Here is a 19,802-nt window from a genome sequence, read left to right as displayed (position 1 = left end):
ATCATTTCCTCCTTGTTTTCTTGGATTCTTGTCCCAATCTCGGATCTAGCATCGACTCCAAACGTTTTATCCGTTTGTCCTTTTCTTGAAATTGCTTTTCTAAGTGACTCATAATATCTTTGAATGCTTCTTTAGCGAGTTTGAAATCCTCTCTTTGTTCTATATGTAACTTTAAAAAAGCTCCTCCTAAACATCCTAGAACTAACAAAACAGCTCCAATTGGGACGGAAATCCCAAAAAAGTCTGTAAACAACTTCAAATATTCTATAAAGCACCACTCCTAATCACTTAATCTATTCGCTAACTCTAGAAAAATTATATCGCTTTGCTAGAATTTTTTCTAGCTTTTTGATAATTTTTTTCTACTTTTTCGATAATTTCTTTCACATAAATGCGGTTTAAACTTACGCAAAAAAACCTCCGGATTTCTCCAGAGGGGTGTTCGTATACTCAAAAACGTTTATTTTAGTTATTTCTTCACCGCACCAAAACTCAAAATATCTTCTTCTGTGAAGATACCGAGTTCATAGTAACAGCGAATCAAAATGTGTTGACTGCGACGAGATGGTCCACTCCCATCTCCAGCATTGTACATGGCTTTAGAGAAATCCCAGCCAGATGCATCCCGAACTGGATTTGTTACCTTAGCCAAATTCCAGAAACGGGCCACGTAACCAGCCTCACGCAAGTCAGCCACAGTCACCGAGCCGTTGGCCACCCGCATAAGAGTCAGAATCACCCGATATTCAGATGTTTTCTTTTCTGTAACCGGCGAACCATCTGGATAGATGTAGGCTCGCTGGTCTACATTCCCAAGAGTCAAGCTAGCACCATTATCAAATCGAAACTGCCATGGATCAACAGAGCGATCCAGGAACCAACCTGTAGGGCCGTATCTCTCAGGCGAAGCGCTGGCTTTCAGTTCTTTGACATCCTGACCAACCGCCTTTATAAAATCAAGTAGATTTTTCATAGTTTAGGCCTTTGCTTGATTGTAGACTGAAACCAAATCTAGCGCTTCGATATCGTCTAGTTTTTGGCCGAGTTCTGCCAATTTAGCGACCACTCCTGCTTCTGTTCCACCGCTCATATTTGTAATAGCGTCTGCGATTTCTTTCAGTGTATCGAATTGTTCTGGAACTCCTTCACCTAGCAATTCGGATTTGACAGCGGTTTTGGCTTGCTCGATAGCTGTGTTTAAGTCTGAAGTGCTGACTTTGTCGCCAAGCATCTGCTTCAATTCTTTGTAATCGACACCGACCGCCTGTGCGAATGCGGTTAGTTTCCCTGTATTTAGTGACATATCTTTAAACCTTTCCTAAATTATAAAATAAAAGCAAATCAGGGGTTTCTTCATCCTTGGTTTCCTCTACGTACTTTTTAACAATCTCTCTCAAAGAATAGAGTTCGATCCCCTTATCAGAAACAAACTCACCCAAGTTCTCGTTGACTTGGATGGTTTCAGAATTTGAAGATGGAAAAACATATCCGCCGTGTTCGACTTCGACTGTGTAAGTTCCAATCGGTAAAGCTTTTTCTAGCTTGAACTCTACGACGTTATCCACAACCTCCGTTTCAATCTCAAGCATGCCCTTGTCAGTATGGATTAATTGCACCCTAGCAGGTCCAGAAAGGGCTTTTTCGTCATGGGTGGATAGTTGGTAGCGGAAGACGGAAGAGGTATCCCCTTGCTTGATTTTACGTCCCGATTGACGCTCTAATTTCGTTTGGTTGGATGTTTTCATAAATCCCTCCATAAAAAAAGGAGTCGAATCCGACCCCTTTCATCTATTCAAAAGAACCGAAACTAGTTACACGGCGGCCATTTTCGGATTGGCCAACTGCAACATAGCGACGATTGCCAGACTGGGCGATATAAGTGATCCAGATGTAGCCATCAAGGTCACAATAACCATCATAGGAGATTTTTTGTCCTGGTGTGTAAACTGCAACCACTTCTGCACTAAGTCCGGCTGCTGCGCGCACATTCAAAGCTGAAACTTCTACAGTGAAAGTTCCTGTCTCTTCGTGAATTGTACCGTCTCCTGTCGCACTTGGAGTCACTGGCGCTGGTGAGTCTGAGATTGGATAATAGAACCATCCCACAACTCCATCAAACCCCCGGGTAGTGTAGCGAGCTGGACCTCCTACAATTAAGCTGTCCGCATTACCATCAATGTTTTGTTCAATAGTCTGCATGGTATAACCATCAGAATCTGCAATAACTAAACCTGTATGACCGTAGGGGTGTCCCCAAATATAGGTTGTATCCATGACAAAAACCGCACCAGCTCGTGGCTTGGAATTGACATTTCCAACCTCATTGTACTCCACTTCCCATCCAAGGCCTGCTGCTGCATTGAGTAGATCAATCGCATTTCCCCAAAGGGTTTTACCAAAGAACTGACTAGCAATTCCGTTCGGCAAGTCCACGCATTGCGTACCGAAATAACCATCCTGGTCCCAACCAATTCCATTGTCTGCAAGATTTCTCCCAAATCCAATTACATCATTTAGTGTTGCCATCTGTATTTTCTCCTTTATCTTCAATATTCAAGTTGGCTTCAACCAAAGACTGCGCCAGTTGATTGGCCTTTTTCTTTTTCTGGTTGATGTAGGGTTTTAGGAATTCTGGGAAACCTAGACCGATAACTTCCCAATTCTCAACTATCGAACCTAAATAGTTAAAATTGAAAAACATAACCCAAGCAATTCCAAAAGGCCGAACCCCCAAAGCCCTTGAATAAGTCGCAACGATAATGATTGTCGCAAAGACTAGGATATGCCGAAGCATACCCAAAGTCCCTGTCTTGCTATCAAAAGTTTTTGTTTTCATCGCCTTAACATAACCCGTGATAATATCAGTCCACATCAACCACCAAAAGGCGTGAATATAGGGGCTGTTGACCAGCCCCCTTAAATGTAGGAATAAATCACTGGCTACTAAGTCAGGCAGAATCGGTTGGTACATCCTATTCCACTCCCCCCTCTGCTTTTGTTTCAGATTCGATTCCAGATAGTTCTAAAAGTTCTTTCACCTTAGCACGATACCGCTTTGGTACTTGCTCAATAGTAATCCATCCACGTTCAATCTGCATTGCAAAAAAGTTAATCATCATCGCTATTCCTCCGCTAAACCTATTCTTCAATCTCTGTAGTATCTTCATCATTATTAAAAATAATTTCATTGACGGTCATGCTGACAGTTTGAATCATCTTCTCAGATTCATCTAGTGCTTTTTGCATTTTATCCATCATCTCATCAAACTGGGCGATTTTTTCACCCATGATATTGAACTTCTCATTCTCAGCCCGTTGCGGGAAGTTCTGGTTGTAGATTTCATCCAGTGCCAACTCGTAGAGTTCGCTATCAGACTTCTCAATCACATCTGGACTAAGAAAGACTGGATAGACCGCACCTTCCGCATTACCAAGATTGATTTGAGCCTTGGATGGTTGTCCATCCGCTCCGTAACGTAAAGATTTTGATTGGTATTCAAGTTTCATAGTGTGTTCCTTTCTAAACTGTAAATGTGATTTGGGCATTGACGACGTAATTGTTTCTGATTGTCCCACCTAAGAACGACCAATCGCCTGTTTCCTGGATTTGAAGTTTCGCAATCTCATTGTTGACTGTCCACATTGCAATATTTTCCATAATCCGGTATGGGGGTCTATATTCTTCAGGAAGGGGTGTAAACCTCATATCAGTTCCTTTAGCCAACTTAATTTCTACCAGCTTGATAGTGACAATCTCACCAATTCGTTTTACACTGACACCCTCCTGGAGTTCCACCCATTGAGGTTTTGGGGGTTCTGGTTTCTCTGCCCCAATCTCTCTCCAGCTTTTCCAGATGCCAGAGTTGTTGCAGTTTCTGACAAAGACCCTTAAATCCGTGGAGGTGAATTGTTGTGTAGTCTCCCACTTATCACTACCCCTTTGGGTACGAAATGCTTGTAAGAGTCCCCAAGAAGAAATTGGCAAATTTTTAGCTGAATTGGTACACCAGTAGAATCCTGTTGTCGTGACCAAGTTAAGGTCCGTCACCCAAGGATTGTTTGGATTTCCAGTTATTCGCCCTTTCTCGAATAAAGTTCCGTCTTTATCCGTTAATGCTGTCATTTGGATCATTCTATTATTTACAAACACATCACCAGCAACATCTACCGCTCCACGTTCCCATGGTTTTTTGATTCCAACGCCATCCGGTGTATAAGACAGAACTACTTGTTCTGGCGGAACTTGATAGACAAATTCTGTAGAGGTGAAGGAATCCTCCAAAACCCCTTTAATCGTCCAGGAACTGGTTCCGGAGTAGCTACCAGTGAGCTGAGCCTCCGCGTTGATAAATTCAAAAGTAGAGGTCCATTCGCCAGCGGCGGAGCCATTTGCTGCACTGAAGTTGGATGATAGACCTTTCGCCGCAAAGAACCTCAACTTCATGCGGTTTTTGTTTCCAAGGCTTGCGACCTTGGCGTTCCTATTAATATTCAGGACATCTTGCAAGGCTCCGGTCCGTTTAACACTGAAAGACAGAATCGGAGCATGGTATGGCTCAAATCGAACTTTTTTATCGACTGGAGCGGATTCACGGCCACGACTATCAATAACAGTGGCCCGAATCGTCACCTCACCGCTGCGATCGATAACTCCAAAAGTTCCGTTGTTTTCTGTGACAGTTTGGTTGCTGCCTAAAACAACTGCTTTATAACCGGTAATGGTTGACCCTCGGACACCATGAGCTACGCCAAAGTTAACCTTGACCTTAGATAGGATTTGAACAAATGGTCCATCGGGTAGCTTACGTTTTACCACGTCGCTCCCTTCAGACAGACTGAAATTGCTAAGTGTTGGTTTGACAGAATCTGGAATTGTAACATTAGTAGCAAAAGACCGAGTCCCTAACTTCCTGCCACCACTATAGGTATCAACATGGATTTGACCCGTTCCTGTTGTTGCGTTTGGGTAGAGGTCACAGAGATCCATGGGTGGTGTCCAGTTAGCTGAAGTTGCCACATTGGATGCAATCGTTCCAGATTTACTCCCAAACTCATAGCGAACGGTGTGGGTGTATCCAGCTTTTACCGGTTGAATGGTAATGGTCATTTGCGAGCCAATAACCCCACTTGGAACTGTCGCTGAACTCGCTCTCGCAATATCTGCCAACTTGTAGCCCTGCTGGCCAATAGTCAAGGTGTTAGGGGAGTAACCTCCCCCACCTTGCAAACGTGCGGTCATATTAGCTGTCTTAGAACCATCGTCATTGTGAGTGACTGTGATGGTCTTGTCTATCAGCTGGATACTAGAGTTATTTGAAAGCATAGCGGGTGAACCAGAGTAAGACACCGTTTGCCCATCTACCGTTACACTCGCATTGATTTGATAACCCGTGAAAGTCCAGCCTCTATTCAAGAGATGCGCCCGTACACGAATTTGACTGGTATTAGCTTCTACATCTTGGGAGGTGGTATCCAACCATACCCTAAGACGAAAGCCACGGTCATCATTTGACCAAAATTCTGCCATACTATAAACCTCCTACATATCTGATGACATTCATATCAAGATTAGACTGGTGTTGTTCCAAGCGAAAACGCCCGACTTGGAGACTTTTTACAAAGACCCCGTTGTCAATCTGGAGCACACCTTGTGAGATGAAGGCCACCTCTTTACCTGCGGACACGAAAGAAATCCGGTCATTAGTTACTCGAACCGCCGAAGAACCATCTTTCCGACCTAGAATCAAGCCGTCATTGCTTTGACTGAAAAAAGTATCCATGAAGTCAGTTCGGATTTTCATATCTCCAATATTCTGTTGAAGAGCAATGATCCTCTGACTATCCGAGATAAGAGCTTGCTCAGTTTCCTGTTGTCCTCGCTTTACACTGTCAAATTGATTTTTAACTGTCTCCATCCACTGGGCCATAACGTCGGCCGATGCCTTTGCTTCCAACTCCGCAATCAGGATACCTGCTTGCTCGTTGAGTCGGTTGATTTGTTCGGTGGTCAGTTCTGCGTCGGCTTTAGCTGACATCGCTTCCCACAAATCTTCTGGAGCTTCTGTAAAGTCTGTAGAAACCAATCCGAGTTCTACTTTAGGAAGCGCAATCCAAACGGTAGCCTGTGACCAAACATGCATGATAACTTCATTAGTGGCATTAGAATTAAGATTTTCTGTAAGTTGGAAACTGTAGTAGGTCCATTCTGTTGACAACCTTAGTTCTTTTGTAGGACTTCTAAAACCGGAACGACATGCAAAAATAGTGTTAGCTACAGAAGCTTTAGCCCAAAAGCTAATCATAACGCTTTGATTCTTCATCTCATCTTCAGTTGAAAGACGAGTATCGCCTCCGGTTGCAAAAGTTATCTTTTGATTGTTACGCCTTCCATTGAAAGTTGAAACAATTTTCAAGGTGTTTACCCCTCTAAACCTAGTTTCTTTATCAATGGAAACTACTAATTGCCCTTGGGTTTGTAAAGAATCGTCGGCAAGACTATAAGTTGAATAACGCTTCTTTAAATCAAAATTAAATCTTGAATTCAAGAAAAGATTGCGTCCGCCAATATCCAAATCCCCCGCTATCAATGTCCATTTGTAAGCAGATGGATTTGTAGGGTCCGCTTGATTAAAGTCTGTAACAGTGCCGATATATCGACGACCGGACGCAATATCTACAGAAAAATCTTTTCGACCATCCTCGCTATTGGCGTAAGCAACGTGGAAATACGGTGTCCTACCATCAGAACCTCTAGGACCAGGAACACCTTGGTCTCCTTTAATTCCTTGGGCGCCACGGTCTCCCTTGTCTCCTTTATCGCCTTTAATTTTTGTCCAGCGATAGCGAGACGGATTTGGACTATCCGCTTCCTCGAAGTCCACATACATTCCGATGTAGGCTTTGGAGCCATTGGTGGTCTGGGAGAATCCACCGCCAAGATTGGTGTCGGCGTAGGCGATGTGAGTGTACTGTGTCTTCCCATCGATTCCTTTCTGTCCAGGAATCCCTTGTTCACCCTTTGGACCTTGAAGACCTTGGAGCCCTCGTTCACCTCGTGGGCCAACTGCTCCTTGGTCCCCTTTATCACCCTTGTCACCTTTCGGACCTTGGACGCCGTCTTTACCATCTCGCCCGTCTTTTCCTGGTGCACCGTCAGCTCCATCGCGGCCATTTTTACCATCTTTACCGTTTCGACCGTTTCGACCATCTTGACCTTTCTCGCCATGAACCGCAAGTAGAATAGGCTCTGTCGTCTTGACGGAACCATCTGAGTATTGTTCCATGCGGTAATACCACAGGAATCGTTTTTCAGGAGTGACTGCCAAAACATCAGGCACCCAACCAAGTTCTTTGTCGGATTTAACAGGTTCTTTTAGAGGAATTGTTCCTTCAACCAGGGTGGCATAATTAACAGACTGGACAATACTTGCATTTGTATCATTCTGGTCTTTGCTAGATTCTGAACCGTGTCTCAATATACGAATAAAATGCTCATCTCTGTTAAAGTTTTGTCGCTGTTCCTCACTCATAGTCTCAAGGCTAGGAACTGTGAACGTAGCATATCGTCCTCCAGGTTCAAACTTGAAATGAGAAGGAGAGTTCTGCATATTATTTGTATTAACTGGTGCTACTAGTTGAATCAAGTCACCGTTTAGGTAAGCCATCGGAGTATAGTTTTTACGACTTGTCGCCTTAGCATCCCTAAACCAGAAAATACAGAGAGTGTACGTTTTACCAGGAACGAGTCTTTCAGAAAGTACATAATCTGGGATAGCGTGATTAGTAGTCTCACGTTTCACGTCACTCTCAAGCAAAAGGTTCCCTTTCGGGACACTTACTGCATCTGCGCTCTCGGACAATGCATAGTAGTTCTTATAGCTAACAACCCCTCGGCCATCCTGACCGTCATCACCACGAACCTTGACCCACTTGTACATGCCAGGATCCGTAGAATCTTCTGGTGTGTAGTCTGTGTAGGTCCCCATAAATTCCTTATTTGCGGAATCCTCAACCGTGAAATTCAAGCGACCATCTTCAGTATCTGCCCAAGCGGTGTGGAAGTACGGGGTTCGTCCGTCTGCGCCTTTTGGACCTGCTTTCCCGACAGTTCCGTCTCTGGTATTGGTGAAACTGATGTCGGTTGTTGCGACCAAGACATTGTTCACATAGGCTTCGACAACCACATTCAAGACATTTTTAATGTCTTCTGCTTTAACTTCCAACTGTTGATTGGTTCCAAGGAAATTATCCTCCAGGTCCTTGAAGATAAAGACTGCCTGACGCTCACTTCTTCCTTTAAACAATTGAGCAGTAAGTAACGACGACCCATTGCTGTTTTTAAAGGAAACTCCGTTATCCGTTGTTAAGCGAATTTCGTAAGGACGTGCATCTTCCACCATCTTTTCAAGTTCGGCCATTAGGTTTTTAGAAACCTTGTTTTCTAGGGCTACGAAGTTTGAAAAGACCGTTTTGTTATTGGCTGGATTGGTGAAGGAAATAGTTTGTTCAGAAACTCGGGCTTGCAAGATAAGCGTTGGTGTGAAACCTTCGTCTCGAATCTTGACAGTATCCCCGATTTCAAGGTCCACATATCCGTCTACTTCATAAGTAATCTTTGGATAAGCGTGCTTACGGAGTTCCCGAAGAGCACTTGAAATCAAGACATCTTGAGAGTCTGTCTCAATCTTCATGTCTTTACGAATCCAGTTATCACTGGTTTCCTTACCAGTCAGAACAGACGGGTAAAGATCCCGAGATAAAGGTGCATAGAGGACACCATTCTTGAGATAGAACTCCACTTGGCCCTTCTCATTCTTCCACTCTTGATAGCGTTTCGGGTCCACTTTGACTTCTACGACTTCGGTGCCTGTACTTGCTGCAGCTTTAGCTTCTTCTTTCTTAGGTTCAGCAGGTTTTGGCGCTTCATTGATGTTGGCACCACCTGCTAATTCTGGAGGGTATACAACAGCTTTTGTGAAACCTTTGAAGGTTGCCATATTATAGGTGTTCTGAACAACGTAGCGCTTGCCGCCGTAGTTCTGTTCAAGAACTGTGACTTTATCGCCGGATACAGACTTAATGACCCCAACGTGACCCCAAATATTGGTTCCAGCAGCGGCGTTATTAGCGTGTACGGTATAGAGACCTCCAGCTCGAATATCACCACTGCCTCGAACAACTTTCCAACCGAACTTGGCCCAGTTATACCCTTCAGCTATATTTGCAGCCGCCATAGTATCGCCAATCACATCGTGCATTGGGAATCCAGCTCCAAGACCTGGGCCACCGAGTTCTTTTGCGTACCAAGCAGCGAAACCGTAACACTCGCCGTTTCCGACGCTCCGATTTTTCAAACCGTCCGCTTTTCGGAGCGCCGCTTGCACCTTAGGAGCAACTTCTCCTGCCCCTTTTTGGTTCGGCAAACGGTAAACATAAGTATAGATAGCTCGTCCCATACCACGAAGATAAGCTTCATAGTTGTTGGTGGAAATTCCATTGTGGCGGAAATTACAGTGAATAATATCGCTGTTATTCTTCATGACCATTGTATGCCCATCAGCCCCTGCACTGAATCCACGTTTTCCCCATATAATGATGTCGCCACGTTGAAGTGGGATTGAACGATTCTCAGCAACCAACTGGAATCCGGCACGTTTTAAGGCATCATGTTCCGTCTCTGTAGAGAAGGCCCAAGTACCAATACCCGTAAATCCAGCGTGTTGCATAGCAAAGTAAATAGCCGATGAACAGTCGTAGTAATTTGGTCCACCACGGAGACCTACGTCCATTGAATATTGGACTTTCCCCTGCCGTGCTTCAAACCACTGAATCATCTTATCGATTCGTGGGTCAGAAGTAGCTGAATGTTTATCGGGTGTGCTGGTGATATTACCGACTAACTCCCCACGGTCTAGCTTATCTAAAACACCATTGTTAGCAGAGTTGACTCCACTACGAATTGAACGCATAAGACCGATATAATGACCGTAACCAGCGGCTGCGTAGTCATACTTGGCGCCACCGGAACGAAAAAGCCCGCTGGTATAACCTTCAATGTCTTTCTTCCCTTTGACAGCATAAATCCCTTGGTGAGCCAAAAGATAGGTGTAGTCCTTGAAGAAGTCATCAAGGTTGGCATAGTGCATATAAGTCCCACCTTCATTGGCAGGACGCCAGGACCCCGTTGTAACAACTACTCCAGAAGGGCGAGTCTGCGCTCCACCGCTCATACCGGACCAGTTGTTGTCCATCTTTGCAACGTTTGAGTTCCCCCAGTTACTCTCAAGGTAAAGCTGGCAGATAACCCCTGAGATCAACAAGTCGTTTTTACGACAGTAGTCCACAATCTTAGACAGATTTTCTTTAGACAAGGTTTTCCCGCCATACTTGATTTCAGAACCAGTGTAAGTTGCCTTGCCACCGCTCGCTTGTTTGGCTGCGGTTGTTTTCTTGGCATCGTCGGTGGATTGACTTGAAGTACCGATGGGCATAACCGCATTGAAAATCTCAGTCTTGTCAATTGTCCTAGTAATGTCTTTTACATTCCGACCATACTGCAAAAGAATATCAGAGCGCCGTTTTCCGACACCCTGAATATCTTTGCCATTGTTTGCTTTGTAAATATTTAAGACAAATGAATCAAGCGAGGAATCAGGTTTAAGCTTAGTGACCAATTCTACTTCCGCATCGAACTTATTGGCAATTGAAAGCAATCGATTCAGCGCGGTGTCTTCACCTTCCCACTCCAGTTTGCGTTGTTGATCCTTTACCTCGTTAATCCCGATTGTGATGGCGTTATTTTCAACCATCCCCCAGAGATTCATGTAATCGATGAAACTCATCGCCTTTTCCGCTTTATAAGCACCCATGTACTCATTCGTCAATTCAAGGGATAAGTACTCACAATAACATTCAATAACCTCGCTAGACTCTTTCACACTCATCACATTAAAGAGATAGGTGCGACCTTTGTAATGAAAAGAGACAAAAGACCGTTCATTCAAAACGTTATAAGTCTTTGAGATCATCGTGTCGTACTGCAAGGATTTTTTAAAGACTGAGAAAGTAAAGACAGACGATGTTGATTCAAGGTATCTAATCCAAGAGTCTCCGAAAAAATTAAGAGTTCCGGATTTGTCATTCTCAACAAATGCTACTTTTTTCAAATTTGCGTCATGGATTGTTAATAACAACTATAACCACCTCTCTTCAAATCTTATCCGTACTTTCGGCATTTTCTTGGTCCATTTGGACGCATAGAACTGCAATTCTGATTCTCCTGGAGGGATTCGAATGAATCCAGCGCCATCAACCAATAGATTGGCATTCATAACCCCATCCAACTGGATCGTGTCGTCTTCTGAATTGATAACCACTTCTGATTGTTTTCCAAACGGGTTGGTAGGTTTTTGATTGAACTTATTCCCGAAGTCCATACGGACATAGAGTTCATCTAGGTACATATGATTGGGCCACTCTTTGCCTTCAAATCCAGCCCAAACTACATGCACCTTACCAGCTTTCTTCCCTTTGATGTTCGGTACACTTACGCGATGTCTGGAGCCAAACCAATAAACATCGACTTGGTCGTCCTTGCGTTCCAAGTCAGACCAACCGCGGTCCTTATTAAATGGATTGTGTTCATTTTTATGGTCGGGCTCAAATTCCCAACTCTTAAGAATGTCATAACCACCCTTGCCATCCGTCGCAAAAAAGTTGTACTTGGTTTTAAAGTCGTCTCCGATTTTTATGGTCTCGACTCCGTAAAGGAAGTTATTACTGTCATCCGTCACGATCAGTTTAATCCATCCTTGTTGGTTCGTTTTGCCTAGCCAAAAAATTTGACGCCACCAAATGTATTCACTTGTAGAGCGTTCGCTTCCAGGTAGCGCCCAAGTTAGACTTGCTGAACTTGCGGATGTATTTTGTCCTGTAGCCCCAATCGAACTCAGCGTGATGTGATTTCGCCCCCAAACATTTTCGATTCTTAGGGAACCTGTCGGTGCTCCAAGTTTGAGCAAAGCTGAATCGTTCGTAGGTGCAACGTTTTTTTGCGCCAAGTTCGGGCCAACTGCCTGAGTATAACCTGGTTGAGACGAAGATGTCGCCATCCGTGGTAGGCGGAAGGTCTTCGCCCCAACCGTTAAACGATTAGGAGACCAGCCTCCTCCCCCTTGGAGATAACCCGACACACTCACAGAATCACCACTTACAGTGATTGTTTTATCAATCAAATCCAATCTTGAGTTATTTTGTAACATTGGCGGTCTACCTGAATAGCTGAAAGTCTGACCAGCGATTGTTACGCTTGCTCGAATATCATAAAGGGCAAAGGTCCAACCTTTATTTGTTAGATAACCTCGTACACGGACTTGACTAGTCCGTGATCCAGTATTTTGACTGACAACTTCTACACTGATATTGAAGATATAGCCACGATCATTATTCGATTGGTAAGTAGATATAGCACCACTTCCTGCTGATGAACCACCACCGTAGACACTGGTTGGAAGTGACACACTATTGAACAACCTACCTGATTTGAAATCTAGCAAAGGTTCAGAAGGACGAACCCAATTTGCTGCGTCATCTGCCGCCTCATTTCCAAAGGCGCTAATACCTTCCTTGTTTACGAAAGCTAGATAGCCATTTTCTTCTTCGTGCTCCACCTCGATAATTGGGAAAGCCTCTACTGTCCCTTGATTTTCAACAGTGTAAACAATTCGGTCGCTTTCCACTCGGTGAGTTGTGACTTCTTTGTAAGTGGTTGAATGTGAAACTCCATCTGGAACTAAGAAAGTAATTGTCCCCTCGTCATACCAAGTTGTGATTGATCCGAGTGTAATATCCCCATCAGGTAAAGCCCAATAGTAGCGATCTGGTTCATCAGAGAATTCCAATTTTAAAGGGACTGCCGTATGTAGCAGCCCCGCAATCTTTTCTCTTAGTTTGTTCAAGTTTTGATAGCGTGGTTCAACTTCTTGTGTTGTATCCACAAATTGAATACTGGAAAGTTTCACCGAAGCTAAAGAAAATCGGACTCGAATTTCCTTCATTCCGAATTTTACACGATTAACCGTAGCACCTAAAGTTAGGGCTGAGTTAGTGGCGACATCTCGCTTGTTTCCGATGTCTCTTTCAACTGAGATGATGTCAATCAAATCACTAAAGTTCACATCGTTGTAAGTCATAATGATTTTTTCGTCTATCATCGTCTACCTTCCCTCAATAGTTTATTGATCCGTGATTCATTAGCTTGGTACAAAGTCATGTCACGGCCAGTTGCTCTTGCAAATTCTTGACCGTTGATATTAAGAACGGTATCACGTTCAAGTGAAGCTTGAATCACTTCAAGAGCCTCACTTAATGCATCAAATCGACGTTCCTCACGTCTATTGACAAGTTGATGGGTAATATCGCCTTTGATTTCCCCAAGATTAGCTCGATAATTCAATCGGTTGTCAAACAAGTCATCCAAACGCAAATCGATTTGACTAGCCTCATCGACAAGGCCGTCAATTGCTCCAGTGACGTACTTGGCACTCTTTTCAATACCGACTGCCATACCTTGGCCAATAAAGATACCAACCTCATCACGGAATAATCGAGACGGAGAGTGAATTTTGGCTTTAGCTTGAGCTGCACGCTCTGCTTGAGCGACAAGTGCATCAGCAGCAGCCGTAACTGCACCCAAAGCTGAAAGCATACCTTGAGCCAAACCTTGGCCAATCATAGCCCCTGCGTTTCGCATAGCACCGACTCCAGCCTGCGCTCTCGATACAGCAGCTTGTACCAGTGAACTCATAGCACTAGAAACCTGCCCAGAACCGCTTCTAATTCCCTGTGCGAGGTTTTGAGCAGTCTGTTGACCAATCTGACGCCCTTGAGTTTTCATACGGTTTCCGACTGAAATAACGGCCTGTAAGGCACGGTTCATGGCTGACTGCACTTGACTACTCATGGAATTAAATGCAGAGGCAACTGCTTGGGTTGCTCCTGGAATTCCGTTCAACTGCCCAACTACTTGAGTTGCGCTTGAACCAATCTGTAGCATGCTAGCAGTAACCATGGTTAAAGCCATGCTCAAAGCGGTAAATCCTGCTGTAACAGTACCAACAGAAGCGCCGACAAGAGTTAGCTGGGTGGCAAATAAGGTAATGCCTGCTCCCGCCAACAGCAAAGCTGGACCAATCGAAGTAATCTGTGTTTTAAACAGAGTGATTGGCGCATTGATAGCAGACAATCCTGCCATTCCTGCTACTGCTTGAGATGAAAATGTAGCAAAAGCAGTAGCCGCCGTTGTCATCGTTACAGGAAGTGTTTCAAAGCTAGATTTTAATGTTGAAATTGCAGTTCCAAATGCCGTCATAGCAGCTACTGAACTAGTAGCGCCAGCGGAAAATGTCGTCATAGCAGTTCCAACCTGAGTCATTGCAGTGCCAAGAGTAGTCATACTGCTAGCATGTTTGGCAATGCTGCCGATCCCTGTCGCAACTGCTGCAAGAGACGCTGCCATATCACCTAATTTAGTGTTAGTTATCTTAACAACTCCATCAGCAAGTTGATTGAAGCCCTTTCCGGCATTCAACGCAGCTTTGCCTACCGATTCAATAACTCCAGCGATTGAATCCAAGATGCTTGACAAACCACCACTAATTGCATCAACGACTTTCTTAACAGCATTAGCAAATGTATCCAATCCCGGACCGGCTGCCTTAAGACCAGCTCCAAAGACTGCTACACCAGCCCCTGCAACCACCAATCCAGCTCCTAATGCAATTGCTCCGGCTGCAGCAACAAGAGCTCCAGCTCCAACAACAGTCAAGCCGACTCCTGCAACTATTGCTCCCGCACCAACTACCAGTAATCCAGCTCCGAGAGCAACCAAAGCTGCTCCTGCTGCCGCTCCATGAGCAGCAATAGGTGGCAAAGTAGTTGTCATCAACAATAAACCTGCAGCAGCAACTGCAATACCGACTCCTAAAACTACCGCAGCCGCTCCGAGTGCCAACACTCCAACTGCTGCAACTACTGCCGCAATACCAAGGGCAACAACTCCAACTGCTGCAATGGTTAGTCCGACTCCAGCGACAAGCGCCCCTGCACCCAATATAAGCATCCCTGCACCTAATTGCATGAAGGCGACTGCTGCTTGGGCTCCAAAAATTGCGATTGTAGGAAGTTGAGTCGCTAATAAAGCAATACCGGCCGTCGCTACACCAATTCCAATACCTATCATCATGATCGCAGCACCAAAAGCAAGCATCCCTACAGCCCCTGCAGTAAGAGCTGGTCCAATTAAAGCTGCTCCTGCTGCTAATAGAGCGATTCCTCCGACTATTGCTAACATTGCAAGTTGCGCTCCAGTTCCTGCGTTAGCCAGTTGAATAGCTGCTTGAACTAATACATAGACTCCTGCTGCCGCCATCAAAACCCCTGCGCCAATCATAAGTACCGCTGCACCAAGTTTCATTACTGAACCAGCAGACGCCCCTGCGGTAGTTCCGACAGCAGTATTACCTGCAGCCATACCTGCACTTGCTCCAGCGTTAGCAACTTGAGCCCCTGTGAGACCGAATATCTTGCCGATTAGACCACCGATTTTGCTTCCAAAATCAAATGCTTTTGACAATCCTTTGGCTATGGTCAATCCTGTTTTTAAAGCAAGTAGAGCACCGCCTAAAACGACTAACCCACTCGCAAAACCTTGAATCAACCCTGGATCCAACTTAGAAACAAAGTCTCCTATCCCTTTTGCTACTTCAGAAGCAGTTTTTACGATACTCCCAAGTGTTTCGCCTAATGTTTCCATTACACTGACTGCGGTTGCGTTGTCCAATATGTGTCCTAACGCACCTCCCACAGCCTCAACAGCTTGAGAAAAAGCATCTACAGCTCCGGTTTTCTCAAATTCCTTCCATAAGGCTTGGATTTTAGTCACGACATTATCGATTGTAGCGCCGATTCCGTTGATGATACCTTGGATATCGATTCCATTTAAAAAATTACCTAATTGACTAGCAATCTTATCGAAATTGATTTTCTCTAATGCATCAGAAATGGCGTTTACCGCTTTAATCCCAAATTTGTTAAGCTCCTCGAAGGCTGGCATTAACTTATTGGCAAGACTTTCTTTTGCCCCATCAATAGCCTGGTCTACTGTTTTAAACTCCGTAGCCATCTTTTGGAAAGCGTCTGAATTACCCGCTCGCTCCATGGCATCAAAGAATTCTTCAGTGCTAATTTTCCCATCTTGTACAGCAGCAACTAATTCAGCTGTGGACATCCCCATCTCTTTGGCGACTGCCGCCATCCCAGCGGGAGCTTGTTCCATCATGATTTTAAAATCTTGCCATGCTACTTTGGGTTTTGAAGCCATCTGAGTAGCTTGTTGTGATAGAGATTTCATCGCCTGGGCTGGATTCTCAGCTGATGCAGCAAGACCACCGAATGCTTTAACAAGACTACCTACATTTTTAGTACCAACAGCTTCCAATTGCGAATAAGTACTCGCCATATCCGAAGCAGAATAGATGGTCTTGGTGGCAAAGTCCTGCATATCTTTCTTAGCTGAAGCAATTTCTGCACTCGATTTCCCAAAAGCCTGTAAATTTCCCTCAAAGGTTTTCCAGGCTTTTTGAGAACTATTCAATTCAGAAACCATTCCACCAATACCGGATGTAACTGCTCCAATACCAGACGTCAAAGCAGAGCTGACAAGATTTGCCCCCAAGACAGACTTAAAAGCTGACCCAACTTTCCCAGCCATACCCGTTAAACCAGTCACGGACTTCTCAGCTTTCTTGAAAGCACTTGAGAAACCACTATCTCTAGCCTTCAATATCGCTTCAACTGTATAACTTGTAGAGCTCATTTAATACCCTCCTTTCTTGTAGTTTTGCATGCGTTTAGCGATGGCAATCAAATTCTCATTGACTGGAACAGATTGAGTTTTACCAAGTCTCTCGTTCCAACGTTTTTTCTCGTCGTAGAAATCGCCGAACTTCTGAAATGTATATTTTTTGCCGTCCTTGGAAGTGGCTTTCACAGCACGGTTCAGGAAGGCTTGTAGGTAGAGTTCTTTTTCTCGATCTAGTTGTGCCATTATGTGACCACGGTTTCGGATTCGGTATTCAAATAAGGTAATCCGATTCGCTTCCGCCCAATCACTAATCCCGAAAAACGCAAAAACAGAGGCTAACATATCCTCATAAATTTCTTGAGAGTCGTTCGCCACTGTTGTTTTTTTCGGTTCTATGCCTCCATCGCTTCTAGAGTTTTCTTGACTTTTAGTTTGGTCATCGGCGCAGTCTTTAAGTCTGATAAAAAATCGTCAAAAGCCTGCTCAAGGTTATCCCCTTGCTCTTCAATCCACAATTCAATTTCCGAAATTGATGGACGATTACGAAGAGTGATAGTTGCTGCTTGGATAATATCCGCAAGAATGACTGGATTGTAGTCTTGAAGGTAGATAACCGCAGCTTGAATCCCCATACCGAAAGAAACACCGTTGCCATTCACTTCGTGGCGTTTATCCATTTCACGAATAAAGCCGATTCCGTAATGTAAGTCAAAAGATTTTCCGTTGATTTCAATTTGTTTCATTGTTTTTTCTCCTTAAAAGATAAAGAGGAGCGTTTAGCCCCTCTAAAATTATTGAGTTTGAATAGCTGTTGTGTCTTGGAAGGCGTAGCGAATAGCTGCTTCTTGAGCCGCAGTCAAAGTTGCATAACCTTCTTGTGGTACACCGTCGATAGCCATTTCTGTTGTAAAGGTTTCAAGTTCTTCGACATTAGCTGGCACTTCCCAGTTAGAAAGCGACCCCTGTGCATAGAGTGCTGGGTATTTGTTGTCTTTCTTTTCTCCCGCAAGGTCAATTTCCCAAACCTCAAGTTTGAATCCTTTGACAACAGATTCTTTCAACATTTTATTCAAATCATCTCGTGAAGCAACCGCTTCGAGTTCAAGCGTCACTTCTAGACCACCGTCTGAAACAACAGCTCCGTCTTTAGTCTTTGTTGCTTCATTAGATCGTTCGTAATTCCAAGTATGCTCAACTTGGAGAGCCAACTTGGATGCTGCATTTCTATCTCCGAGTTTACGGAATAAAAGCACTTTATCTTTACCATGGTTTGCCATGTATCTTTCTCCTTTATCTAAATTTAAAAGTCAAATCAAGAATGCCGTGATAAAGCATTTCATCAGTTGAATCATCCTTGATAATTTGCGTAGGACTCGACAAGTCCAAAGACCACTCACGGTCATCTAAATGCCGTATCATTGAGTACTCTTCCATCAATCGACCAATCCAATCAGAAACCAACCGCCTATCCTCAATTGTTCCCCATACATCCACTTGGGCGGATACACTCCCCAGAAGGCGTGTTTTTGTAGGGTACGGATTCACCTGTACATAGGATACAACCATAAATGGATAAGGTGTCCCTTCTTTAGGTAAAAATGGATAGGCAGTAAGTCCAAGCTTGTTTGTTCGTTTAATCAACTCATCATGGAGTTGTTGATCTGGTTGTTTACTTAGCAATTCCAGCCCTCCTCAAATCATCAACAAATTTAGGATGCACTTCTTCAAATGCAGGCCGCATGAATGGTTGCGCCGACATTTTCCGAGTCCCTTTTTCAAGATATCCAGAATAATGTGTTCCTGCTGCAACCTTGGCCGCAAAACCTCCGTCAGTGATTTGAAGTTTGATTGAGCGTTTGGTAGCTCCAGTGGGTTTGATAAATTTCTTGCCCTGGTAGTGTCCTCGGAAAGTTGCTCGCCGTTGAGCCCCTTTTTGGAGGTTGCTGCCGTGCTTTCTGACAACTTCTTTATGAGCTTTTAAGCTTGCAGCGGTCTGTAGATACTTGAGCAATGGTTCATCGCCTTTAATTTCTAGAATCGCCATTCAACACCTCGCTAACATAAAAGATTGTCTTGCCATTCCTGTGGATTGGTTTTTGGACTATAGTAAAAGGCCGACCTTCCAATTCGAGTGAGTCGACCTTTTCCCTATATTCTCTGATATGTACAACCAAGCTAGACTGATTCAATTTGCTTCCAAACGCATTCAACAATTCAACCCTAACGGGAGAAGTAAAGCACGGTACTTCTGCAATAACTTTTTTCTCCGAGACCATCCGCCCCAAATTGCTATCATAGCGCTTTTTCTCGTCTCTACAGAGCCGTACACGCTGATTGTATCTCATAGGATATAAATACCCCCTTTGCGCTCTTTTGTCTCTAAGAGGCTCAATTTGGAGCGAATCAAGTCGTCGTATGGTTCAAACTCTGACGCAGTGTCATCGTAAGTAACAGAATGCCCTTCGATCGATTCCGCCTTTGCTCCTTCAGAACCTCTGCGATTGAATCGCTTGATAACGCAATCTTCAACAACAAACGAAAAGGTTGCTTCAACGGCACTCACTGAGTAAGCCAGCTTAAAATGGTCTGTTACCTTTCGGATGAGCAACAAAATCAAGTCGTCTTGGAGATCATCATTGATGTCCAAGTCGATTTTTACGCTTTCAAGCACATCATAATTATCTAACTCGGCCATATCACACCTCTATTTCAGAAGTTCTAGCAACTCTTGTTTTTTAGCTTTTGGATCGTACTCAATTCCTAGCTCATCCAATTTTGCTTTGACTTCACTAAGTTTCAAATCGCTAAGATCATCTTTTTTCTTGTCAGCCAAGAAACCAAGAGCGGTTAGTTCTTCTACTCGCTCTCCGGTGTAATCTTGACCGATGTAATAAATGATACCTGTCACTTTATCTTCAAATGCTTTGATTACATTTCCCAT

At 44.1% G+C, this 19,802-nt stretch carries 19 protein-coding genes; all 19 read right to left on the bottom strand.

The window, feature by feature from the left end; all coding sequences use genetic code 11:
* Nucleotide 1: 1 nt before the first annotated feature.
* Nucleotides 2–253 carry a hypothetical protein gene (locus tag I2503_RS00370; protein ID WP_196966648.1) on the bottom strand — a complete coding sequence of 84 codons (252 nt, stop codon included), beginning with the start codon at nucleotides 251–253 and terminating at the stop codon, nucleotides 2–4.
* A 216-nt stretch (nucleotides 254–469) separates the two neighbouring features.
* Nucleotides 470–973: a hypothetical protein gene (locus tag I2503_RS00365; protein WP_196966647.1), complete on the bottom strand. Its 504-nt coding sequence runs from the start codon at nucleotides 971–973 to the stop codon at nucleotides 470–472.
* 3 nt (nucleotides 974–976) lie between these two features.
* Entirely contained in the window at nucleotides 977–1,303 is a 327-nt protein-coding gene (locus tag I2503_RS00360) for a hypothetical protein (RefSeq protein WP_196966646.1), read from the bottom strand.
* Nucleotides 1,304–1,307: 4 nt separating this feature from the next.
* Nucleotides 1,308–1,745: a hypothetical protein gene (locus tag I2503_RS00355; RefSeq protein WP_196966645.1), complete on the bottom strand. Its 438-nt coding sequence runs from the start codon at nucleotides 1,743–1,745 to the stop codon at nucleotides 1,308–1,310.
* A gap of 43 nt (nucleotides 1,746–1,788) precedes the next feature.
* Complete coding sequence (locus I2503_RS00350; RefSeq protein WP_196966644.1) at nucleotides 1,789–2,526, bottom strand: CHAP domain-containing protein; 738 nt, start codon at nucleotides 2,524–2,526, stop codon at nucleotides 1,789–1,791.
* Nucleotides 2,510–2,971: a phage holin family protein gene (locus I2503_RS00345; RefSeq protein WP_247644651.1), complete on the bottom strand. Its 462-nt coding sequence runs from the start codon at nucleotides 2,969–2,971 to the stop codon at nucleotides 2,510–2,512. Before I2503_RS00345 ends, I2503_RS00350 begins: the two co-directional genes overlap by 17 nt.
* A gap of 1 nt (nucleotide 2,972) precedes the next feature.
* Entirely contained in the window at nucleotides 2,973–3,119 is a 147-nt protein-coding gene (locus tag I2503_RS00340) for a CD1375 family protein (RefSeq protein WP_247644650.1), read from the bottom strand.
* 19 nt (nucleotides 3,120–3,138) lie between these two features.
* A complete protein-coding gene (locus I2503_RS00335) occupies nucleotides 3,139–3,507 on the bottom strand; it encodes a DUF1366 domain-containing protein (protein ID WP_196966642.1) in 369 nt (122 codons plus the stop codon).
* Nucleotides 3,508–3,520: 13 nt separating this feature from the next.
* The gene (locus tag I2503_RS00330; RefSeq protein ID WP_196966641.1) at nucleotides 3,521–5,527 is read right to left on the bottom strand and encodes a DUF859 family phage minor structural protein; all 2,007 of its coding nucleotides are present in this window, start codon (nucleotides 5,525–5,527) and stop codon (nucleotides 3,521–3,523) included.
* A gap of 1 nt (nucleotide 5,528) precedes the next feature.
* The gene (locus I2503_RS00325) at nucleotides 5,529–11,027 is read right to left on the bottom strand and encodes a peptidoglycan amidohydrolase family protein (RefSeq protein ID WP_196966640.1); all 5,499 of its coding nucleotides are present in this window, start codon (nucleotides 11,025–11,027) and stop codon (nucleotides 5,529–5,531) included.
* Between the two features lie 165 nt (nucleotides 11,028–11,192).
* A complete protein-coding gene (locus I2503_RS00320) occupies nucleotides 11,193–13,211 on the bottom strand; it encodes a distal tail protein Dit (protein WP_196966639.1) in 2,019 nt (672 codons plus the stop codon).
* Complete coding sequence (locus I2503_RS00315; RefSeq protein WP_196966638.1) at nucleotides 13,208–16,873, bottom strand: tape measure protein; 3,666 nt, start codon at nucleotides 16,871–16,873, stop codon at nucleotides 13,208–13,210. Before I2503_RS00315 ends, I2503_RS00320 begins: the two co-directional genes overlap by 4 nt.
* The gene (locus I2503_RS00310; RefSeq protein ID WP_196966636.1) at nucleotides 16,874–17,203 is read right to left on the bottom strand and encodes a hypothetical protein; all 330 of its coding nucleotides are present in this window, start codon (nucleotides 17,201–17,203) and stop codon (nucleotides 16,874–16,876) included.
* Between the two features lie 50 nt (nucleotides 17,204–17,253).
* Nucleotides 17,254–17,604 carry a tail assembly chaperone gene (locus I2503_RS00305; protein ID WP_196966635.1) on the bottom strand — a complete coding sequence of 117 codons (351 nt, stop codon included), beginning with the start codon at nucleotides 17,602–17,604 and terminating at the stop codon, nucleotides 17,254–17,256.
* A 48-nt stretch (nucleotides 17,605–17,652) separates the two neighbouring features.
* Nucleotides 17,653–18,138, bottom strand: a complete 486-nt coding sequence (locus I2503_RS00300; RefSeq protein ID WP_196966633.1) for a phage major tail protein, TP901-1 family — start codon at nucleotides 18,136–18,138, stop codon at nucleotides 17,653–17,655.
* A gap of 13 nt (nucleotides 18,139–18,151) precedes the next feature.
* On the bottom strand, nucleotides 18,152–18,541 hold the full coding sequence (locus I2503_RS00295; protein WP_196966631.1) for a hypothetical protein: 390 nt from the start codon (nucleotides 18,539–18,541) through the stop codon (nucleotides 18,152–18,154).
* Nucleotides 18,531–18,905: an HK97-gp10 family putative phage morphogenesis protein gene (locus I2503_RS00290; RefSeq protein ID WP_196966629.1), complete on the bottom strand. Its 375-nt coding sequence runs from the start codon at nucleotides 18,903–18,905 to the stop codon at nucleotides 18,531–18,533. The genes I2503_RS00295 and I2503_RS00290 overlap by 11 nt, the downstream gene beginning before the upstream one ends.
* A 297-nt stretch (nucleotides 18,906–19,202) precedes the next feature.
* Nucleotides 19,203–19,556: a phage head-tail connector protein gene (locus tag I2503_RS00285; protein WP_196966627.1), complete on the bottom strand. Its 354-nt coding sequence runs from the start codon at nucleotides 19,554–19,556 to the stop codon at nucleotides 19,203–19,205.
* Nucleotides 19,557–19,565: 9 nt separating this feature from the next.
* Nucleotides 19,566–19,802: a hypothetical protein gene (locus I2503_RS00280; RefSeq protein WP_196966626.1), complete on the bottom strand. Its 237-nt coding sequence runs from the start codon at nucleotides 19,800–19,802 to the stop codon at nucleotides 19,566–19,568.

Source organism: Streptococcus sp. NLN64 (assembly GCF_015831295.1).
In the GTDB taxonomy this organism is placed as follows: Bacteria; Bacillota; Bacilli; order Lactobacillales; family Streptococcaceae; genus Streptococcus.
Note: the sequence above shows the minus strand (reverse complement) of the source record. Positions and strands in the feature narration are given on the sequence as shown.

What these genes read in the sequence shown, in the direction of transcription:
- I2503_RS00365 (WP_196966647.1), bottom strand. Translation starts at nt 973, where the DNA reads ATGAAAAATCTACTTGATTTTATAAAGGCGGTTGGTCAGGATGTCAAA.
- I2503_RS00360 (WP_196966646.1), bottom strand. Translation starts at nt 1,303, where the DNA reads ATGTCACTAAATACAGGGAAACTAACCGCATTCGCACAGGCGGTCGGT.
- I2503_RS00355 (WP_196966645.1), bottom strand. Translation starts at nt 1,745, where the DNA reads ATGAAAACATCCAACCAAACGAAATTAGAGCGTCAATCGGGACGTAAA.
- I2503_RS00350 (WP_196966644.1), bottom strand. Translation starts at nt 2,526, where the DNA reads ATGGCAACACTAAATGATGTAATTGGATTTGGGAGAAATCTTGCAGAC.
- I2503_RS00345 (WP_247644651.1), bottom strand. Translation starts at nt 2,971, where the DNA reads ATGTACCAACCGATTCTGCCTGACTTAGTAGCCAGTGATTTATTCCTA.
- I2503_RS00340 (WP_247644650.1), bottom strand. Translation starts at nt 3,119, where the DNA reads ATGATGATTAACTTTTTTGCAATGCAGATTGAACGTGGATGGATTACT.
- I2503_RS00335 (WP_196966642.1), bottom strand. Translation starts at nt 3,507, where the DNA reads ATGAAACTTGAATACCAATCAAAATCTTTACGTTACGGAGCGGATGGA.
- I2503_RS00330 (WP_196966641.1), bottom strand. Translation starts at nt 5,527, where the DNA reads ATGGCAGAATTTTGGTCAAATGATGACCGTGGCTTTCGTCTTAGGGTA.
- I2503_RS00325 (WP_196966640.1), bottom strand. Translation starts at nt 11,027, where the DNA reads ATGATCTCAAAGACTTATAACGTTTTGAATGAACGGTCTTTTGTCTCT.
- I2503_RS00320 (WP_196966639.1), bottom strand. Translation starts at nt 13,211, where the DNA reads ATGATAGACGAAAAAATCATTATGACTTACAACGATGTGAACTTTAGT.
- I2503_RS00315 (WP_196966638.1), bottom strand. Translation starts at nt 16,873, where the DNA reads ATGAGCTCTACAAGTTATACAGTTGAAGCGATATTGAAGGCTAGAGAT.
- I2503_RS00310 (WP_196966636.1), bottom strand. Translation starts at nt 17,203, where the DNA reads ATGTTAGCCTCTGTTTTTGCGTTTTTCGGGATTAGTGATTGGGCGGAA.
- I2503_RS00305 (WP_196966635.1), bottom strand. Translation starts at nt 17,604, where the DNA reads ATGAAACAAATTGAAATCAACGGAAAATCTTTTGACTTACATTACGGA.
- I2503_RS00300 (WP_196966633.1), bottom strand. Translation starts at nt 18,138, where the DNA reads ATGGCAAACCATGGTAAAGATAAAGTGCTTTTATTCCGTAAACTCGGA.
- I2503_RS00290 (WP_196966629.1), bottom strand. Translation starts at nt 18,905, where the DNA reads ATGGCGATTCTAGAAATTAAAGGCGATGAACCATTGCTCAAGTATCTA.
- I2503_RS00285 (WP_196966627.1), bottom strand. Translation starts at nt 19,556, where the DNA reads ATGGCCGAGTTAGATAATTATGATGTGCTTGAAAGCGTAAAAATCGAC.
- I2503_RS00280 (WP_196966626.1), bottom strand. Translation starts at nt 19,802, where the DNA reads ATGGGAAATGTAATCAAAGCATTTGAAGATAAAGTGACAGGTATCATT.